This is a genomic window from Cupriavidus basilensis, assembly GCF_000832305.1.
GTDB classification, from domain to species: Bacteria; Pseudomonadota; Gammaproteobacteria; order Burkholderiales; family Burkholderiaceae; genus Cupriavidus; species Cupriavidus basilensis_F.
The window spans coordinates 1,663,519-1,681,269 of sequence record NZ_CP010536.1 but is presented as its reverse complement, the minus strand read 5'-3'; the positions used below and the strand labels follow the sequence as shown (position 1 = coordinate 1,681,269).

The 17,751-nt window shown below is 62.4% G+C and carries 14 protein-coding genes and 1 pseudogene; 10 read left to right on the top strand and 5 right to left on the bottom strand.

Annotated features, from left to right (window positions below):
• The first annotated feature begins 86 nt into the window (after positions 1-86).
• The 3 genes from argE to RR42_RS07830 all read left to right on the top strand — a co-directional run bounded on the left by argE (position 87) and on the right by RR42_RS07830 (position 4,183).
• A complete protein-coding gene (gene argE / locus RR42_RS07840; protein WP_043345403.1) occupies positions 87-1,292 on the top strand; it encodes an acetylornithine deacetylase in 1,206 nt (401 codons plus the stop codon).
• A gap of 105 nt (positions 1,293-1,397) precedes the next feature.
• Positions 1,398-2,702 (top strand): MFS transporter, encoded by a 1,305-nt coding sequence (locus RR42_RS07835; RefSeq protein WP_043345400.1) that lies wholly within the window; start codon positions 1,398-1,400, stop codon positions 2,700-2,702.
• Between the two features lie 74 nt (positions 2,703-2,776).
• A complete protein-coding gene (locus RR42_RS07830) occupies positions 2,777-4,183 on the top strand; it encodes an amidohydrolase (protein ID WP_043345398.1) in 1,407 nt (468 codons plus the stop codon).
• Between the two features lie 237 nt (positions 4,184-4,420).
• Here RR42_RS07830 and RR42_RS07825 read toward each other — a convergent pair whose 3' ends face one another.
• From RR42_RS07825 to RR42_RS07805, 5 genes are all read right to left on the bottom strand, one after another.
• Positions 4,421-5,689, bottom strand: coding sequence for an NAD(P)/FAD-dependent oxidoreductase (locus tag RR42_RS07825; protein WP_043345396.1), 1,269 nt, complete (start codon positions 5,687-5,689; stop codon positions 4,421-4,423).
• 155 nt (positions 5,690-5,844) lie between these two features.
• On the bottom strand, positions 5,845-7,155 hold the full coding sequence (locus tag RR42_RS07820) for an NAD(P)/FAD-dependent oxidoreductase (protein WP_158408267.1): 1,311 nt from the start codon (positions 7,153-7,155) through the stop codon (positions 5,845-5,847).
• Positions 7,145-7,876, bottom strand: a complete 732-nt coding sequence (locus RR42_RS07815; RefSeq protein WP_043345394.1) for an amino acid ABC transporter ATP-binding protein — start codon at positions 7,874-7,876, stop codon at positions 7,145-7,147. The genes RR42_RS07820 and RR42_RS07815 overlap by 11 nt, the downstream gene beginning before the upstream one ends.
• Entirely contained in the window at positions 7,873-8,532 is a 660-nt protein-coding gene (locus tag RR42_RS07810; protein WP_043345391.1) for an amino acid ABC transporter permease, read from the bottom strand. Before RR42_RS07810 ends, RR42_RS07815 begins: the two co-directional genes overlap by 4 nt.
• A 79-nt stretch (positions 8,533-8,611) precedes the next feature.
• A complete protein-coding gene (locus tag RR42_RS07805; protein WP_043345390.1) occupies positions 8,612-9,367 on the bottom strand; it encodes a substrate-binding periplasmic protein in 756 nt (251 codons plus the stop codon).
• Between the two features lie 334 nt (positions 9,368-9,701).
• Here RR42_RS07805 and RR42_RS07800 point away from each other — a divergent pair, with 334 nt between their 5' ends.
• The 7 genes and pseudogenes from RR42_RS07800 to RR42_RS07770 all read left to right on the top strand — a co-directional run bounded on the left by RR42_RS07800 (position 9,702) and on the right by RR42_RS07770 (position 17,314).
• Positions 9,702-10,544, top strand: coding sequence for an IclR family transcriptional regulator (locus RR42_RS07800; RefSeq protein ID WP_052494515.1), 843 nt, complete (start codon positions 9,702-9,704; stop codon positions 10,542-10,544).
• Between the two features lie 1,020 nt (positions 10,545-11,564).
• Positions 11,565-13,289: a methyl-accepting chemotaxis protein gene (locus RR42_RS41440; RefSeq protein ID WP_052494514.1), complete on the top strand. Its 1,725-nt coding sequence runs from the start codon at positions 11,565-11,567 to the stop codon at positions 13,287-13,289.
• Positions 13,290-13,467: 178 nt separating this feature from the next.
• A pseudogene (locus RR42_RS07790) lies at positions 13,468-13,735 on the top strand (transposase); the annotation flags it as partial.
• Positions 13,736-14,099: 364 nt separating this feature from the next.
• Positions 14,100-14,822 carry a hypothetical protein gene (locus tag RR42_RS37650; protein ID WP_063778401.1) on the top strand — a complete coding sequence of 241 codons (723 nt, stop codon included), beginning with the start codon at positions 14,100-14,102 and terminating at the stop codon, positions 14,820-14,822.
• Positions 14,823-15,041: 219 nt separating this feature from the next.
• Positions 15,042-15,173, top strand: coding sequence for a hypothetical protein (locus tag RR42_RS41435; protein ID WP_269083375.1), 132 nt, complete (start codon positions 15,042-15,044; stop codon positions 15,171-15,173).
• 363 nt (positions 15,174-15,536) lie between these two features.
• A complete protein-coding gene (locus RR42_RS07775) occupies positions 15,537-16,430 on the top strand; it encodes an amino acid ABC transporter substrate-binding protein (RefSeq protein ID WP_043345386.1) in 894 nt (297 codons plus the stop codon).
• A gap of 23 nt (positions 16,431-16,453) precedes the next feature.
• The gene (locus RR42_RS07770) at positions 16,454-17,314 is read left to right on the top strand and encodes a CHAD domain-containing protein (protein WP_052494512.1); all 861 of its coding nucleotides are present in this window, start codon (positions 16,454-16,456) and stop codon (positions 17,312-17,314) included.
• Positions 17,315-17,751 lie beyond the last annotated feature (437 nt).

The window sequence follows — 17,751 nt, the reverse complement described above, 5'->3', positions numbered from 1 at the left end:
GCGCCAAAATGGTGCACCGTGCATGGACCGACGAGCCAGCACGGTGTAGCATCGTTTACTTAACACGTTACCAAAAGCCAACCGCCATGCAAGCCGATACCCTCAGCAAGCCTGCCGATGCCGCAACCCGCGGCAGCGCGCTCGACTGGACCCAGCGCCTGGTCAGCTACGACACCACCAGCCGCCACTCCAACCTCGGCCTGATCGAAGCCGTGCGCGATCATTTCCTGGCCAAGGGCCTGCGCCCCCACCTGAGCTACAACCCGCAGGGCGACAAGGCCAACCTGTTCGTCACCGTGCCCGCCGCCAGCGGCAGCACCGATGGCGGCATCGTGCTGTCGGGCCATACCGACGTGGTGCCGGTGGACGGCCAGAACTGGACCACCGACCCGTTCAAGCCGGTGATCCGCGATGGCCGCCTGTACGGGCGCGGCACCTGCGACATGAAGGGGTTCATCGGCACCAGCCTGGCGCTGCTGCCCACGCTGCTTGAGGCCAGGCTGCGCGAGCCGGTGCACTATGCGCTGTCCTTCGACGAAGAGATCGGCTGCATGGGCGCCCCCTACCTGCTGGCGGAGCTGCGCGAACGCGGCGTGACCCCGGGCGGCTGCATCGTCGGCGAGCCCACCAGCATGCGCGTGATCGTGGCGCACAAGGGCATCAACGCCTACCGCTGCTGCGTCAAGGGCCAGGCCGCGCATTCGTCGCTCACGCCCAAGGGCGTCAACGCCATCGAGTACGCCGCCCGCCTGATCTGCCATATCCGCGACATCGCCGACGAGTTCAAGGCCAACGGCCCGTACGACCGCGACTTCGACGTGCCCTTCACCACAGCCCAGACCGGCACCATCCACGGCGGCATCGCGCTCAACACCATTCCGGCGCTGTGCGAGTTCGTGTTCGAATTCCGCAACCTGCCGGGCGTCGATCCGGAGGCCATCTTTGCCCGCATCCAGGGCTACGCCAACGACGTGCTGCTGCCGAAAATGCGCGCCGAGCATGCCGACGCGGGCCTGACCATCAACAAGATCGCCGCCGCGCCCTCGCTCGATGTGGCCGAGCAGGCCGCCATCACGCAACTGGTGCGCGCACTGACCGCCGACCGCGACGTCAACAAGGTGGCCTACGGCACCGAAGCCGGCCTGTTCCAGCGCGCCGGCATCCCGGCCGTGGTGTGCGGCCCCGGCGATATCGAGCAGGCCCACAAGCCCGACGAGTTCGTCGCGCTGGACCAGCTCGCCGCCTGCGAGGCCTTCCTGCACAAGGTGGTCGACAGCCTGCGCGTGAACTAGGCCGTTTTCGTCGTTTTCCTCGTTTTCCTCGTTTTCCGTTGTAGCCGGCCCGCTAAAGCTGCGGGCCGGTGGTTGCGTCATGTCCAAAAATAACCCGGAGACACCATGACAGCAGTATCGGCAAGCGGTAGCAGCAACAGCGGCGCGGCAGCATCTGCGGCGCCCGCCTCGCGCCATCCCTGGCGCGCGGTGATCTCAGCCTCGATCGGCAATGCGCTGGAGTGGTTCGACCTGGTGGTCTACGGCTTTTTTGCCGTCACCATCTCCGCGCTGTTCTTTCCCAACCACGATGAAAACACCTCGCTGCTGCTGACGCTGGGCACCTTCGGCGTGTCCTTCTTCATGCGCCCGCTGGGCGCGGTCGTGATCGGCGTCTATGCCGACCGCAAAGGCCGGCGCGCCGCGCTCACGCTGTCCATCCTGCTGATGATGGTGGGCACGCTGATCATCGCGCTGCTGCCCACCTATGCCGCGATCGGCGTCATGGCGCCCATCGGCATCGTGCTGGCGCGCATGATCCAGGGCTTCTCGGCTGGCGGCGAATTCGGCAGCGCCACCGCCTTCCTGGCCGAGCACGCGCCCAACCGGCGCGGTTTCTACTCCAGCTTCCAGGTCGCCAGCCAGGGCCTGACCACCCTGCTTGCCGCGGGCTTCGGCGCGGTGCTCACCACCACGCTCACGCCCGACCAGATGCAATCCTGGGGCTGGCGCGTGCCCTTCCTCTTTGGCCTGCTGATCGGCCCGGTGGCGTACTACATCCGCCGCCACGTCGACGAAACCCCTGAATTCCTCCAGGCCGAGACCACCGACACGCCGCTGCGCGACACACTCAGCCACCAGAAGGAGCGCCTGCTGCTGGCCATGGGCGTGGTCATCGTGGCCACGGTATCGACCTACCTGGTGCTGTACATGCCCACCTACGCGGTCAAGCAGCTCGGCCTGCCGCCTTCGGCCGCCTTTGCCGCCACGCTGGCCACGGGCGTGGTGCAGATGCTGTTCGCCCCGCTGGTCGGGCACTGGTCGGATCGCTATGGCCGCATCCCGCCCATGCGCCTCGCCGCGCTGCTGTTGCTGGTATCGATCTGGCCGCTGTTCTGGCTGCTCAGCCACTATCCCGGCTTCGGCGTGATGCTGGCGGTGCAGGTGGTGCTGGGACTGATGATGACGCTGTACTTCGGCGCGCTGCCCGCGCTGGCGTCGGAGATCTTCCCGGTCAAGACGCGCACCACGGGCCTCTCGCTCTCGTACAACATCGCGGTGACGCTGTTCGGCGGGTTCGCGCCCTTCATCCTGACCTGGCTCATCAGCGCCACCGGCAGCAAGCTGGCGCCGAGCTTCTACCTGATGGTCTGCGCCGTGGTGAGCCTGGCGGCGCTGGGCCAGACGCGTGCGCGCCTGGGCATCCGCTGAGGCGCGGCAAGCATGCGGTTGCGGGGCAGGCCCCCGTTCTTCAGGCTCTGCAATGAGAACAAGGAGACATCCTCATGGCAGCACAACAAACCCATCGTTCCCGAACCTCCACGCGCGCCACGCTGAGTGCCGGCCTGTCGGCACTCTCGCTGGCCGCCGGCCTGCTCTGCCTCGCCCCCGCCCCCGCCGCCGCCGCCGCCGCGCAGGCGCAAGCCACCGGCAGCGAAAGCCTGCAGGCGCAGATCGAGACCCGCGCCAAGGCCGTCGAAGCGCAGCTGATCGCCTGGCGCCGCGACATCCACCAGCATCCCGAACTTGGCAACTACGAAGTCCGCACCGCCAGGCTGGTGGCGGACCATCTGCGCAAGCTCGGCATGGAAGTCACGACGGGAGTCGCCAAGACCGGCGTGGTGGGCGTGCTCAAGGGCGGCAAGCCGGGCCCCGTGGTGGCGCTGCGCGCGGACATGGATGCGATCCCGGTGAAGGAACGCGTGGACGTGCCCTTCGCCTCCAAGGCCAAGGGGCAATACCTCGGCAAGGAAGTGGACGTAATGCACGCCTGCGGGCACGACACCCACGTCGCCATCCTGATGGCCACGGCCGAGGTGCTGGCCGGCATGAAGGACCAGTTGCCCGGCACGGTCAAGTTCATCTTCCAGCCGGCCGAGGAAAGCCCGGCGGATTTCGAGCCCAACGGCAGCAATATGTGGGGTGCCAAGCAAATGGTGGCTGAGGGCGTGCTGGACAATCCCAAGGTGGATGCCATCTTTGGCCTGCACGTCACCAGCAACATCGAATCCGGCAAGCTCGGCTGGCGCAGCGGCCCCGCCATGGCCGCCGCGGACCAGTTCTGGATCGACGTCAAAGGCCGCCAGACCCACGGCGCCCGGCCCTGGGGCGGCATCGACCCGATCGTGGTGGCCTCGCAGATCGTGCTCGGCCTGCAGACCATCCAGAGCCGCCAGGTCGACGCCATGCTGGAGCCTTCGGTGATCACCGTTGGCACCATCCACGGCGGCAACCGCATGAACATCGTGCCTGAAAAGGTCGAGATGATGGGCACCATCCGCACCTACGACCAAGGCATGAAGAAAGACATCCACGCCCGCATGAAACGGACCACCGAAGCCATCGCCGCCAGCGCCGGCGCCGAGGCGGATTTCAAGGTGCTGGAGCTATACGACGCCACCATCAACCAACCGGCGCTGACCGAGAAAATGGCGCCCACGCTCAAGCGCGTGGCGGGCGACGGAAACTGGATGATCACGCCGAAGGCTACGGCTTCCGAGGACTTCTCGTTCTATCAGGCGAAGGTGCCGGGGTTGTTTTTTAACCTGGGCGTTACGCCCAAGGGGACGGATGTGAACAAGGCGCCTTCGAATCATTCGCCGGAGTTTTATGTGGATGAGGCCGCGTTGGTGAATGGGGTCAGGGCATTGGCTGGTCTGACGGTCGACTATATGACGATGGCGCAGCGATAAGGGAGGATTGCCGGGCAGACGATGGTCGGAAGTGATCTCGTCTGCCTGGAGAGCTGTTTGGGGCCATGATGGGTTTCGGGCCAGAAGCAGTCGCCGGAGGCTGAGGTAGGCGCCTTCTTTGACGCAACGGCGAACTCACATTGGATGGTATTTTCCCCAGCCAAAATGATCGCTGTACTTTTGGCAAGCGTACTTTTGCCAAGCCTCTTCAGGCAAAAGGCGTCGTCTGGCGTCCCGTTACACCCGAAATCGCGAGAGCCTGAAGGCGTGGTGACCGACCGTGGGCGCGATGCCTTGCACCAGCTGGGCCAGCAACTCGCCGGCAGCGGGGCCAATGCCAAAGCCGTGGCCGCTGAACCCCGTGCCAATGAAGAACCCGGGAAGGGAGTCCACCGCCGAGATGACTGGCAGGGCGTCGGGGGTGACATCCATCATGCCGCCCCAGGCCTGGACCACCTGTGCGCCTGCGAAGACGGGGAACGCCCGCTGCAGTTGACGGAGCGCGGCGAATACGGAGTGGGTGTTGGGTCCGGGGTCGAGCGTACGGTTTTTTTCGAACGGCGTGGGCCTGTCGAGCGGAAAACGCGTGGGGGTGAACAGTTCTTCAAAGAATCGCCGCCCGAAGCGGATGTTGAGATTCTGCCGTTGCGCCATCCAGGCGGGGAAGAAATGGCGCAGCAGGCGAATGCTGTCGGGCGTCACGTCGGCCACCGAGGCGGCGAGCTTCGATACCGTGTAGCCGCCGTCCGCACGGGGTCGGCAGGTGAATTCCTTGCCGTTGACCGCCAGGTCCAGGCCGCAGGGAAAGGAAGTTGTGCGCAACGCCGACCCATGCACCTTGAGCTGCGGCAGAAAGATGCCCGTATTGCCGCACAGCAGGCGGCTCCAGGCGCCGCCGGCCAGTACGACGCGGTCCGCCGCCACCCTGCCGAATTCCGTGATGACGCCCGCGGTGCGGCCACTTGCCGTGTCCAGGCCGCGCACGGCGCACTGTTCAAAGATCTGGCAGCCGGCGGCGCGCGCCAGATGCGCGATACCCGCGGTCGCCAAGTGGGGCTCGGCCACGCCATCCTCGGCGCTATGCAGTGCACTTGTCCACGGGCGCGTGGATGGCTCGGCCAGGATCTGGCGTACGGCCTCTCCGGTGAGCAAGTGCGCGCCTGTCGGGTGCTCGCGGGCCGAGTCGAGCCACGTCTGGAGTCCGGCCTGGTCGGTCGCGTTTTCGCCCAGGTAGGCCAGGCCGATCTGCCGGTAACCGACGTTCACCTGTTGCTGGATCTCGCGCCAGAGGCTGTTGGCGCGGTGGGCCAACGGCAGCTCTGCCGGGTCACGGCCAATGCTGCGAATCCAGCCCCAGTTGCGCGACGATTGCTCGCCGGCCAGGACGCCTTTTTCAAAGACGGCGACACGCTGACCGGCCCGGCTCAGTGCCCAGGCGGTGCTGATGCCGATGATGCCGCCGCCGATGATGGCAACGTCGACTTGCTGCGGAAGTGAGGAGGACATGATGCAGGCGCTGGAAGATGGGGGGGAAGGAGCGGAGCGATCAGGCAGGCAAATTCCCGCCGCGGGCTCCGTGCTCCGGACTGTTCTCGTGCTATGTGGTTTGTTGCGTCAGGGTCAGGGGCTGCCCCGCCTGCGCGTCTTGCGGCCCAGGCCTGTCAGCCGGGGTGGCCCATCGCGTCGCGCAGCCGGTACCACTGCAGCGCCGCCATCGCGCTGACCTGGCGCACTGGGTACAGCGGCAGCCGCTTGACGGGCGTGACGGGATAGTCCAACGCCGCCGCGGGCATGCCGCGCACGGCTTCGCCCAACACGCGTCCCAGGACCGTCCCCATCGCCACGCCCCGGCCGCAGTAGCCGTACGCGGCCCACAGGCCATCGGCCAGTTCGTGCAAATGTGGGAGATCATCGATGGTCATGCCCACGCGGCATGCCCAGCCGTGGGTGAATACCACGTCGTTCAGTTCCGGAAAGCGCTGACAGGCCGCGAGGCGTAGTTGCTCGCGCGTGGCGGGGTCGAGGTTGTCGCTGTCGCGGCCCCGGCCGCCGATCACGAACCGGCCCTCGGGGTCGAGGCGGCAGTAGTAGGTGATCTTGCGCGTCTCCGAGATGCCGGCGCGCAGCGGCAGCAGGCGCTGCTGCAATTCCGGTGGCAGCGGATCAGTGGCGATTTGCGCGCTGGAAACGTTCACGTACGACTGCGCGACCTCGGGGACCAAGCGGTCGGTGTAGGCATCGGTGGCCAGGATGACCTTCCTTGCTTGCACCGCATGACCATTCACCTGCAACTTGAATCTCCCCGCCGAGGTGGAAATCGATTGAACGGGCGAATACTCGTGCAGCGTGCCGCCGAGATCGGTTACCGCCCTTGCCAGGCCGCGCGCATAGGCCAGGGGCTGCACGGCGCCCGCGCTCTTCTCGAGCAAGCCCGAGGGCCAGTAATCGGATCCCGTGGCGGCGCGCATCTCATCGCGGTCAAGGTAGGTCGTGTTGCCGCCCTGGCCATTGATTTCATGCGACCGCTGACGCAGATAGCCGCTTGACGCCTGGGAGTAGGCACCCTGCAGCCAGCCATTGCGCGTCGGTTGGCAGCGGATCTGGTAACGCTCCACGAGCGCAAACAATTCGTCGGCACTGCCGTAGGCGAGGCGCATCATGCGTCGGGCCGTATCGTCTCCGAAGCGCTTGGTCAGCGCCGACGGCGGCGGCTTGACGCCGGGCACGACCTGACCGCCGTTGCGACCCGAAGCGCGGTGGCCGATTTCAAAGGCCTCGAACAATGCGGTGTGCACGCCGGCTTGTGCCAGATGCAGAGCCGCCGATAATCCCGTGAAGCCGCCACCGACGATGGCAACGTCAACCTGGAGGGGGCCGCGCACCGCCTCGGAAGCGGTGCGCGGCAACGCGGTGGCAGCCCAGAGCGATGTGGAGGGCGTAGAGAGTCGGCTGCACATGGCGTTACCCGGCATGCGTGACACGGCGCAGGAAGTCTTGCATGCGTTCATTGCTTGGCTGGGTCAAGACCTGTGCGGAGGGACCTTGCTCGGCAATGCGGCCGCCGTCGAGGAACAGCACCCGGTTTGATACCTCGCGAGCGAATTTCATCTCGTGCGTCACGATGACCATCGTCATGCCTTTCTCTGCCAGCTTGCGCATCACGCCAAGCACTTCGCCAACCAGCTCCGGGTCGAGCGCCGAGGTGGGCTCGTCGAACAGGATGGCATCCGGGCGCATGGCGAGAGCCCGGGCAATCGCCACGCGCTGCTGCTGCCCACCCGATAGCTGGGTTGGGTAATGCGCCATCTTCTCTGCAAGGCCGACCGAGGCGAGGATCTCGGCCGCCCTCTCCTTCGCCTCGGCGACGCTTTCCTTCTTGACGTGAACCGGGCCTTCCATCACGTTTTCCAACGCCGTGCGGTGCGGGAAGAGGTTGAAGCGCTGGAACACCATCGACACGCGCTGGCGAATCTGCCGGATCCCGGGCGAAGCCGCGTTGACGCGCTCGCCATCGATGGTGATGCTGCCGCCCTGGTACTGTTCGAGGCCGTTGATACAGCGCAGCATGGTTGATTTACCTGATCCCGACGGACCAATCAGGCAGACGACCTCTCCTTGCCGGATCTCCGCGTCAATGTTCGACAGCACCCGGTGCGCCCCGTAGGACTTGCTCAACTGCTCCATCTTGATCATTTGCGGCTCCCCAGGCTGCGCTCCAGCTTGCCCACGCCATACATCATGGGAAGGCTCATCACGAGATAGACCAGGGCCACCAGCGTGAAGATAGTGGCGCTCTTGAACGTGGCGGCGGCGATCAGCTTGCTTTGCATGGACAGTTCGACGACGGTGATCACCGCGGTCTGGGACGAATCCTTGAGCATCATCACAAGGTTGTTGCCATAAGGAGGCAGCGCGATCTTGATCGCTTGCGGAAGGATGACGCGGCGCATCAGCAAAGCGCGCGACATGCCCAGCGATTGCGCGGCCTCGTACTGGCCAACGTCCACGGCGTCAATGCCCGCGCGAAACACCTCGGCCATGTACGACGAATAAGCAATGCCCAGCCCCAGCGCGCCGGCCTGGAATGCATTCAGGCTGACGCCGAGTTCGGGCAACACGAAATACATGTAGAACAGCACGACGATGATCGGAACGCCCCGGATCATGTTGGTGAGAATACGGCTGGCATGGGACAGCGGGCCGATGCCCGAAACGCGCAGCAAGGCCCAGAACAGGCCCAGGAAGGTGGCGATGAGCAGCGCCGCGATGGTGATGGCGAGGGTCGTCAAGACCCCCTGCATCAGCACGGGAAGGTACTCAGCCGCATCGCTGAAAAATGTGTCGAACATAGGTGAGCCTTGGCAGGTCGGACAGGGGCTGCATGGCCCCGACTCTCACGTCGGCGTGCCATGCAGAGGCTGAGGGGCATTACTGCGGCACGCCCCATTTCTTCAGGATGTCCGCCAGCTCGCCGTTTTGCTTGATCTTGGCAACGGCGGCATTGACCCTGGCCAGCATCTCGGTATCGCCCTTGCGCACGGCCAGGGCGATGTCGGTGGCTAGCAGGCTTTGGTAGGTGTCGACAAGGCGCACCTGCTTCGAGGCGGACGTGCGCACCTGGTAGGCGACGACCGGGCCATCGCCAAAACCCGCGTCCACGCGGCCCAGGCCGATATCACGCACAAGGTCGGCCATGGTGTCGTACATCTTCAGTTCCTTGAAGCCCTGGACGGCCTTGAGCGGCTCCACATAGGACGTGCCCATCTGTACACCGACGACCTTGCCCTTGAGGTCGTCGTAATTGCGATAGGCCTTGGTGTCATTGATGGGCACCAGCAGCGCCTCCTTGTACGTCAGGACGGTCTCCGAGAAGTCCACGGCGACGGCGCGCGCGGGAGTCTTGGCGAAGGCCGACGAGATCATGTCGATCTTCCTGGTTTGGAGCGACGGGATCAGGGTGGCAAACGGGATTCCGGAGATCTCGGGTGTGACGCCTAGTTCCTTGCTGACCGCACGGGCCACGTCGATCATCACGCCCTCCAGTGCGTTCGTTTTCACATTGAGGAAGTTGAAGGGCACGGCGGTAGGCGTCGCGCCGATCTTGATGACCGGTTGCTGCGCGTAGGCCGACACAAGGGCGAAGGACAGAGCGGCGGCAAGCGATTTCAGAGCAATCTTCAGCATGGGAGCTTTCAGTTGTTGATCCGGCGCCGCACCTGAGTGACGAAGCTGGATGCCTTGTGGAAAGACCGATTGATCGGGTAATATCGTATCGCTAAACAATACGCAAAATTGATTAGCGATTCGTTGAGGTAAGAATACTGCAAACCACCGACGCTGGATCAGCTCTTTCGCCCCTAATTTCCTAGGGATTTCCCTCGGTTAGGCTCGCTCTGAGCGAATTTTCGGCTGCCGGTGACGAATGTCTTCCCGTATTTCTATACAGTAGACACCTATCTGTTATCGATTGATCTTCTGTCTTGCCACACCGATGTGATGTGGCTATGGATTTGCCCTCATGACCCCCGTGAACCCGGAATCGTCCACCCTGTATGTGCAGTCGCTGGCCACTGGCGTGCAGGTGTTAAGAGCGTTCAATACGCAACGCGCATCGATGAGCCTGCCGGAGATCGCCTCTGCCGTCGGAATCTCCAAGAGCGCGGCGCAGCGCTTTGCCTTCACGCTGGAAGCGCTGGGGATGCTCAAGAAAGACCCGCAGTCGAAGCGATATTCCCTTTCCTCGGCCAACCTGGAATCGGGCTATCAGTATCTGCAGTGCCACCCGTTGCTCGAGCGCGCGAATCCCTATCTGCTGGATCTGAACCAGCGCACCGGGGAAACGGTGAACCTGGCCGAACCCGCGGATGACTGCATGGTGTACATCGGGCGATTTTCCAGCCTGGCGCGGCTGATCGCGCATGTGCCGATCGGGCAGCGCATTCCGATGTTCTGCGCCTCCACGGGGCGCGCGTATTTGTCCGGGCTGTCGGACGATGCAGCACGCGAGATCCTGGAGCGCAGCGATCGGGTTCGCTACACGCCGCAGACGGTGACGGATGTGGATGCGCTGCTGGCGCTCGTTCAGCAGGCACGCGAGGACGGATTCGCTTGCTGCAATGACCAGTTCTATCGCGGCGATCTGGCCCTGGCGGTGCCAATATGGGACGCGGCGGGCAACGTCGTTGCCGGGCTCAACCTGTCCGTGTCTTCCTCGACATTCACCGTCAAGCGTGCCATCAGCAAGTTCGTGCCGCTGATGCTGGAAACGGCACGCCTGATTTCCACGACGCCGCCCAACCCGGCGGCGCAGCGGCCGTTTCGCACGGAACTGCGGGTGTCGAAGAGCGAGGGCGGGGTTTGATCAATCCACCTATAAGGAGCCTCGCCGTTTAACAAGATCGGTTTGTAGTGGGTTTCGAGGTGTGGGGAGCGTTTCCTTGAGGTCGAGGGACGTGCAGGCATGAAGCGGCGGCATGATTGACGGTTGCCAGGCCGTTTTTTTTATCTTGTTGTGTCCTCACGCCGCCCCCCCCTGTTGAAGAACGTCTTTGAGGCTCGGGCGATTGCTGTGAACAGACTGACACAGGGATCGCCGTAGGCCCTCAGGTACGCGTGGTGTCGGTCATTTGATCGTAATGGCTAATCTATCCGGCACAATGCTCGTTCTTGACAAGCACCCTATGTTAGACATTTCCACATCATCCCGCCGGCGTTGTGAGTGTTTAGCGTGCGGGTGTCATGACTCATGGCGTGGCCAACGCCGGTTTGACCGTTGAGATGTCCTTCCTTGGTGCAGAGACTGGAGGGGTGGCCACGCAGTTTAATTTTCGAGATCGTCAAGGGGTTTGTCGTGGACGTGGCCTGAACTGGCTCAGCGGACGGGATACCCGCACCTGACGCGTTCTGCGCTGCAGAGTTGCGGAACCTAGAGCGCTGCTTGGCCCTTCTCGGCCATCTTCGGCCATCTTCGGCCGTTGGCGCACGCTCTCGCGGCGAGGGTCGAACGTCGGCTCCGCCTAGGAGACGGTCATTCCGCCCCGGAAGACGAATGCTGCTTCATCGGCTAAACGTTCGATTGTTCGCACCTCGGCGCTTCGGAACGCATTGAGTCCTTGACTGTCGGTCGACTTTCGTCAAATCGCATAGTGCATGATCGCGCCCACAAACTGTGCCGCTAGACGAACAGTCTTTCCACCATACGACATTAAGGTTATTTCCGCTGCGTCGATATTGATCAACGCAGGCTAACGCGTGTGCAGAAGGCTATCGAAGATTCCGTCGAAACAGACCGAAACATAGTCGACAGGGAAAGCAGCCAGGCTTCGCCACATGTCATGCGCGCGGGTTGCGTTCCTTCAAACAAGCAAGCAAGAGAACCGGCATGAATGTCAACGACATGAAAATTTCTACCCGCCTGACGCTCGGGTTTGGCGTCTTGGTCCTATTGATCGCGCTTATGGGGGGCATGTCGCTGGTTGAGGTCACCTCGGTGGAGAATGAGTTCTCCGTCGCCATGAAAGATCGCTACCCGAAGATCGCTGCGGCCACCAAGATCAAGGAAGACATGAACCTGATCGCGCGCAAGTCGCGCAATGCGCTAATCATGAGCGAGCCGGCCGAAATCAACGGCGAGCTCGATTCCGCGGAATCTCTCCGCAAGGCAGTCGGTGAGCAATGGAAGGAACTTCAGGCGCATATCCAGACAGAAAAGGGCAAGGCGCTCCTGCCCAAGATCAACGAGTCCCGTGCCAAGTTTGTGGCGCTCCAGACCCGTTTTATCGATCTGGCTAGAGCCGGCAATTTGGACGCGGCGAAGAGCCTGCTCTTGGGCGAACTCCGACCCGCGCAGTTGGACTATTTTTCGCATACCGACGATCTCATCAAGTACCTTAACACCTTGATGGATGAATCCGCCCAGCGGGCATCGCTGGCCGTCGACGGACTGAAGGCGGTCATTTGGGCGACGGGCACCGTCGCGCTGGTAGTCGCCTTGCTGATGGGTCTGTGGATCATCCGTGCCATCACGGTGCCCCTCAACAAGGCGGTCGAGATATCGCGCGCGGTCGCGTCTGGCGACCTCAGCGCCACCTTTGACGCGGAGGGCAAGAGCGAGACCGCGCAACTGCTCCGCGCTCTCAAACACATGCAAGCCAGTCTCATCAAGGTCGTGTCCAACGTACGCCGCGGCGCCGAAGCGGTGGCCACCGCAAGCGCGCAGATCGCGCAGGGCAATATTGAGCTGTCGAGCCGCACGGAAGAGCAGGCCAGCGCATTGGAAGAAACTGCCTCCTCGATGGAGCAACTCAGTTCCACTGTCAAGCAAAATGCCGACAACGCCAAGCAAGCCAACCAGTTGGCAGTTGGCGCCAGCGACGTGGCCGTGCGGGGTGGCAACGCAGTGGGGCTTGTGGTGGACACCATGAAAGGCATCAACGACAGCGCCCGGCAGATCTCCGACATCATTGGCGTGATCGACAGCATCGCCTTTCAGACCAATATCCTGGCGCTCAACGCTGCGGTGGAAGCCGCCCGCGCGGGCGACCAGGGCCGCGGCTTCGCCGTGGTGGCCGGCGAGGTCCGCGGCCTCGCACAGCGCAGCGCCGGGGCGGCCAAGGAGATTAAGTCGCTCATCAATGCCAGCGTCGAGCGCGTCCAGCAAGGCACCACCCTGGTGGACCAGGCCGGCGCAACGATGAGTGAGGTCGTCACGTCGATCCGGCGCGTCAACGACATCATGGGCGAGATCAGTGCGGCCAGCGCCGAGCAGAGTGCTGGCGTCACGCAGGTCGGCGAAGCCGTGAGTCAGATGGACCAGGCCACGCAGCAGAACTCCGCGCTGGTAGAAGAGAGTGCAGCGGCCGCCGAAAGCCTGCGCGACGACGCTCAGCGGTTGGTGCAGACAGTGGCGTTGTTCAAGCTCCCGAACGATATGGGCAGTGCGCGGCCGCTGTCGGCGACAGCAACCAGTCAGGCTGTAGGCAGCACCTCCGCGGCAACCCGGAGCGTGGCTTGGCCCAGGGCCAAGACCGTTGAGGTGACAGCACCGCTCTCCATTACGGCCGACGCCACGCCGCGCACCGGTGTCGACGACTGGCAGTCTTTCTGAGTACTCGCCTCCCCTGCGCCCTCCGAACGGCTGAAGAGGCCGTTTCGCCCATTCGAGGGAGACAAGCGCAGCGCGGCTGCGAGGGAAATCGGTTGCGAGCAGCGAACTCCGATAAAGATCTTGCCCTCGAAGCGTGGAGTTCTTAGCCAATGTTCAAATACGAGCAAGGAGCCAAGACATGGCAGGCAAGCAAACGCGAGCGAAATACATGCAGGAATACAAACTGGAGGCGGTTCGCCAGGTGAGGGCCAGCCAATCGATAGCGGTCACGGCGAAGGTTCTCGGCATTCCCAAGGGTAGCCTTTGGGCATGGATGCGTCAGAGTGAGAAGGGAGAAGGGAGAACTGGCGGCGGGGACGACCGGCAAGCCTGAGCAGATGGAGTTGGCTCGGCTGCGGGCGGAGAATGCGCGCCTGAGAATGGAGCGCGATATCGCAAAAAAAGCGAGCGTACTTTGCAATCGGTCATTGACGGCCTGCCGGTCGGACCGACGATCCAGCCAGGCAAGTCATGGGTCGATCTCATCGAGTAATTCGTCCAGAACGCCGAGTTTGACAAGCGTCAAGTCTCCCCTGATGGAACCGGCTAGGCTGAATAGGGGAATAAATTCGCCACTGCACGGGCACGAGCGATATCTCTCCGTAAATCAGTTGCCACGCGGGCGCGCCGGCTCTTCCATCAGGCCAGCGATGAACAAGATGAACAAGGTGGCGTTGGGGGCTCCGAGGGATCCGGTCATGACTTTCACCGGTTCGAAACTCTGGAGTATATGCAAGATCGACAGATCGACGAACAACTGGAGTCAACATCATGAAAGGCGCATTTGAGCTATTTTGTATCGTCAGCATTGCCAGCCTCAGCTTGTTTGCCCCTGAGTGCCATGCACAGGAAACCGTTGGACGGGCTGCAAAACCCGCAACTCCCCAGACCATGCGCGGAGTTGACCTACTCAGCAGCGAGGAGAAGGCGGATTTCTGCGCCCGCATGCGCGCCGCCGCGACTCCCGAAGAGCGCCGGGAAATCACGCGTCGCCTGCATGATCTCGTGCATACACGCGCCGATCAACACGGCGTCGTGCTTCGTCACGAGCGCGGGGGCGGACAGCGCATGTACGGCGGCGGTCGGAGCACCGCAAGCCTGGACTGCGGCCCCATGATGGGCCGTAGTGCCGACACTGATCAACCAGCAGCCGGCGGGCTGCCGCCGCAGAAACGGGCGAGCGGCGTGGCCTACCTTAGTGGTGGCATTGGCGAGGATGAAGCCGCCGCCTTCCGGGCTGCTGCGCCAGCTTATAGTCTGCGCCTTACCTTTACCGGCAAGCGAGGCGAATTTCTGGCCGACGTTGACACTCGGATCTACAAGCCGGATGGCAAACAGATCTTTCGGGCGATATCCGACGGGCCCTTTATGTACATCAAACTTCCGGCTGGAAAGTATCGTGTGGTTGCTACTGCAAACGGAATCGAGCGTAAGACGGAGGTTACGATTCCATCGAAGGGAGGTGTCGCGCAGCACTTGAATTGGCCTTCCTGAAACAGTTGGAGTCTAGGACTTGCGTCGTCCCGTCTTCGTTGTGGCATTAAGGACATGGCAGTAGTCCGAACTGAGCACAAAGGAACAGGAGGCAAGCTATGTTGGCAACCTTACTCTCGTTGGCCTTTTTCGTTTCTGTTCTGACTACAGCAATTTCGATTGATTCGTATGAACAGAGCGCGAGATCCTGTTGAGTTTACGAGCGTCGCATATGGCCTGGTGACCGCCGAACTCACCGCCGTGGTCGAACCGTTCGTCGAGGGCTACAAGAACGGGGAAGGCTGCGATCTGTTCCTAATGGACGAACAGAAGGAGATCAAGGAGTCACAAGCACATGAAATGCCGGTTTAACACGACCTGAACATCATGCCGGGACACAATCACCACTGACGTGATGGAAAAGCAAGTGCACGTCAAGATGCTAAATATTACCCGCAACTGAACTGCTGCTGATGCTGTCAATCGCTGGCGGGCAAGTTTTTGCCCTCGTGTAGCAAGAACCACTGACAAAGGAGGCGGCCCCCAAGTCAGGGCGTCTTGAAGCTTGAACCTGCAGGTACCGCATAAAGCACAAACATCAACCAACGGCGCCGTCCCCGTTCGTCGCGCGTTGACATTGGTCAACCACGCGACCGCGGTGGCATCTACAGTCGTATTAGCATGCCGGCGACCAGATTGGCCGCCCCTTCGGACGCTTGAATGGAGAACATAAAAATGAAAAGCATTCCCGTAGTCGCCACTATGCTGATCGCTGCCGGACTGCCGCTCGGTGCCTCAGATCTTTATGCTCAAACCCTGGAAAAGATCGCGTCAAGCGACACGATCACGGTCTCCTATCGGGAGGCCGCCGTGCCGTTCAGCTATCTGCTGGCACCACACAAGGCAGTCGGATTCTCGGTCGATCTGACAGAAGCGATCGTTGACGAAGTGCGTGCCCGGCTGAAGAAGCCTCACCTTAAGGTCGACTACGTCCCGGTGACCGGCCAAAACCGAATCCCCATGTTGGTAAGCGGCACCTATGATCTGGAGTGCGGATCCACCACCAACACCAGTGCACGCGGCAAAGAGGTGGCGTTTTCGATCAACGTCTTCTACGCCGGCACGCGCCTGCTGACCAAGAAGAGCTCAGGCATTAAGAACTACTCAGATCTAACGAAGAAGACGGTGGCCAGTACGGCCGGTAGCACCAACGAGAAACTGCTGAACAAATTCAGCGCCGACCACAATCTGGATATCCAATTCGTCTCCGGCAAGGACTATGCGGATGCCATGCAACTGGTATTGAACGACCGCGCCGTGGCGCTTGCCCTTGACGACGTGCTGCTGTTTGGCCTGCGAGCCAACTCTGGAAATCCTTCCGCACTCGAGATCGTAGGCGATACCCTTCAAGTTGAGCCGTATGCCTGCATGGTTCGCAAGGACGACACCGAGTTCAAGAAGTTGGTGGACGGAACCATCACACGGTTGATGAAGTCGGGGGAGTTCGCGCGGCTGTACAAGAAATGGTTTGAATCGCCTATCCCTCCCGCCGGCGCGAATTTGAATATGCCGATGAGCGACGCATTACGCGCCAATATCAAGGCGCGCAGCGATAAGCCTGCACAATAAGTCCCGATAGGCGAGGGACGAAGATGAGCGACTTTCCCAGGTTACACCCCGGGATCCCTGCTCTCGCCGTGCTACCTCGCCTAATGTCGCTCGATGCGGCGATAGTGGAGCGCTACACCGCGCTCTACCTCGAGAGCCATGACCCAGAGGTTGGGCATCAGATGCGGGTAGCCCTCCGTAGGCTGCGGGCACTGTTCTGGGCATATCAATCTTTGCTGCCGGCGGGACTTGCGAAGCGGTGGCGCAAGCAACTTGGCGCGTTGGCCGGTCAGGTCGCCAATGCGCGAAACTGGGAGGTCATCGTTAGCGAGTTCTTGCGCGCCGCGGTGCCGCCGACGTATCCCGCCGCACTGGTCCTTCTAGAGATTCTGGATGATCTCACGCATCGGGCTCGCGCCGAGAGCCGCACGGCACTCACCGTTCCGAGTCAAAACGATCTGATTCCCGGCATTAGGGCGGCTGCCGCCGTACTCGCAGGCGGTCAGCTAGAGGGAACGATGGTCATCGGGGATCTCGCACGTGCGCGCGTGAAAGTGGCTTCCATTCGATTGGGACGGCGCTTGAAGCGAGCGAGGAAGGGCAAACTGGACGACGTTCAGCAGGTCCGCCATGAGATCAGGCGCTTGCGTTATCTAATCGAGTATTTCGCACCGGTGCTCAGAGGCACGGACCGCGAGCGCGCAGTGCACTTGGCCGAGGCGCAGGCGGTCCTTCGAGAGTTGAACGACGTCCTCGTTGGTGCAGCTTACGTCTCGACACTGCCGAAGCGCACAGATTGCGCGGGCGCTCACGCGTTGCTCATGCAGTGGATGAAAAAGGAGCGGCGAGTACGGAGACGCAAGGCAGTAAGGGCGCTGCGCGCCCTGGGGCATCCAAAGCGTTAGCCACGGCGAAGCCGCCTATCCTCGCATTACTACGGCGGCTTATGTCCCCATGGCGTAGGCAGAAACGCTCTTACGCGCCCGAGTGAGCGTGCGACGGTGGGAAGAAACGCCTATCAGATTTTGGGCAGATCCCGCACATTGCTGATTTGTGGCAGGACCTTTTGTTCTCATGCCCTACTCAGGAGGGGATGACCATGTGTCGTGGTACTCGCGCCGGGGCGCAATGCAGGTAGTAGTCATGCACCGCGCGGCGGCTCAGTTCAGCGGCACGGACAGCTCGTACTTGTGCAAAGTAGCCAGTCATCTTCCATGGCCCGCCTACCGGCCTCGTCATCTCTGGCACAAGCGTAGGGAATGCCCCGCTGCTCCATGATGCGCACGCGGTCTTCCCCAGGTTCCGTCTGTGTCGCGCAACCCACTGCCACCAGCGCGGCCAA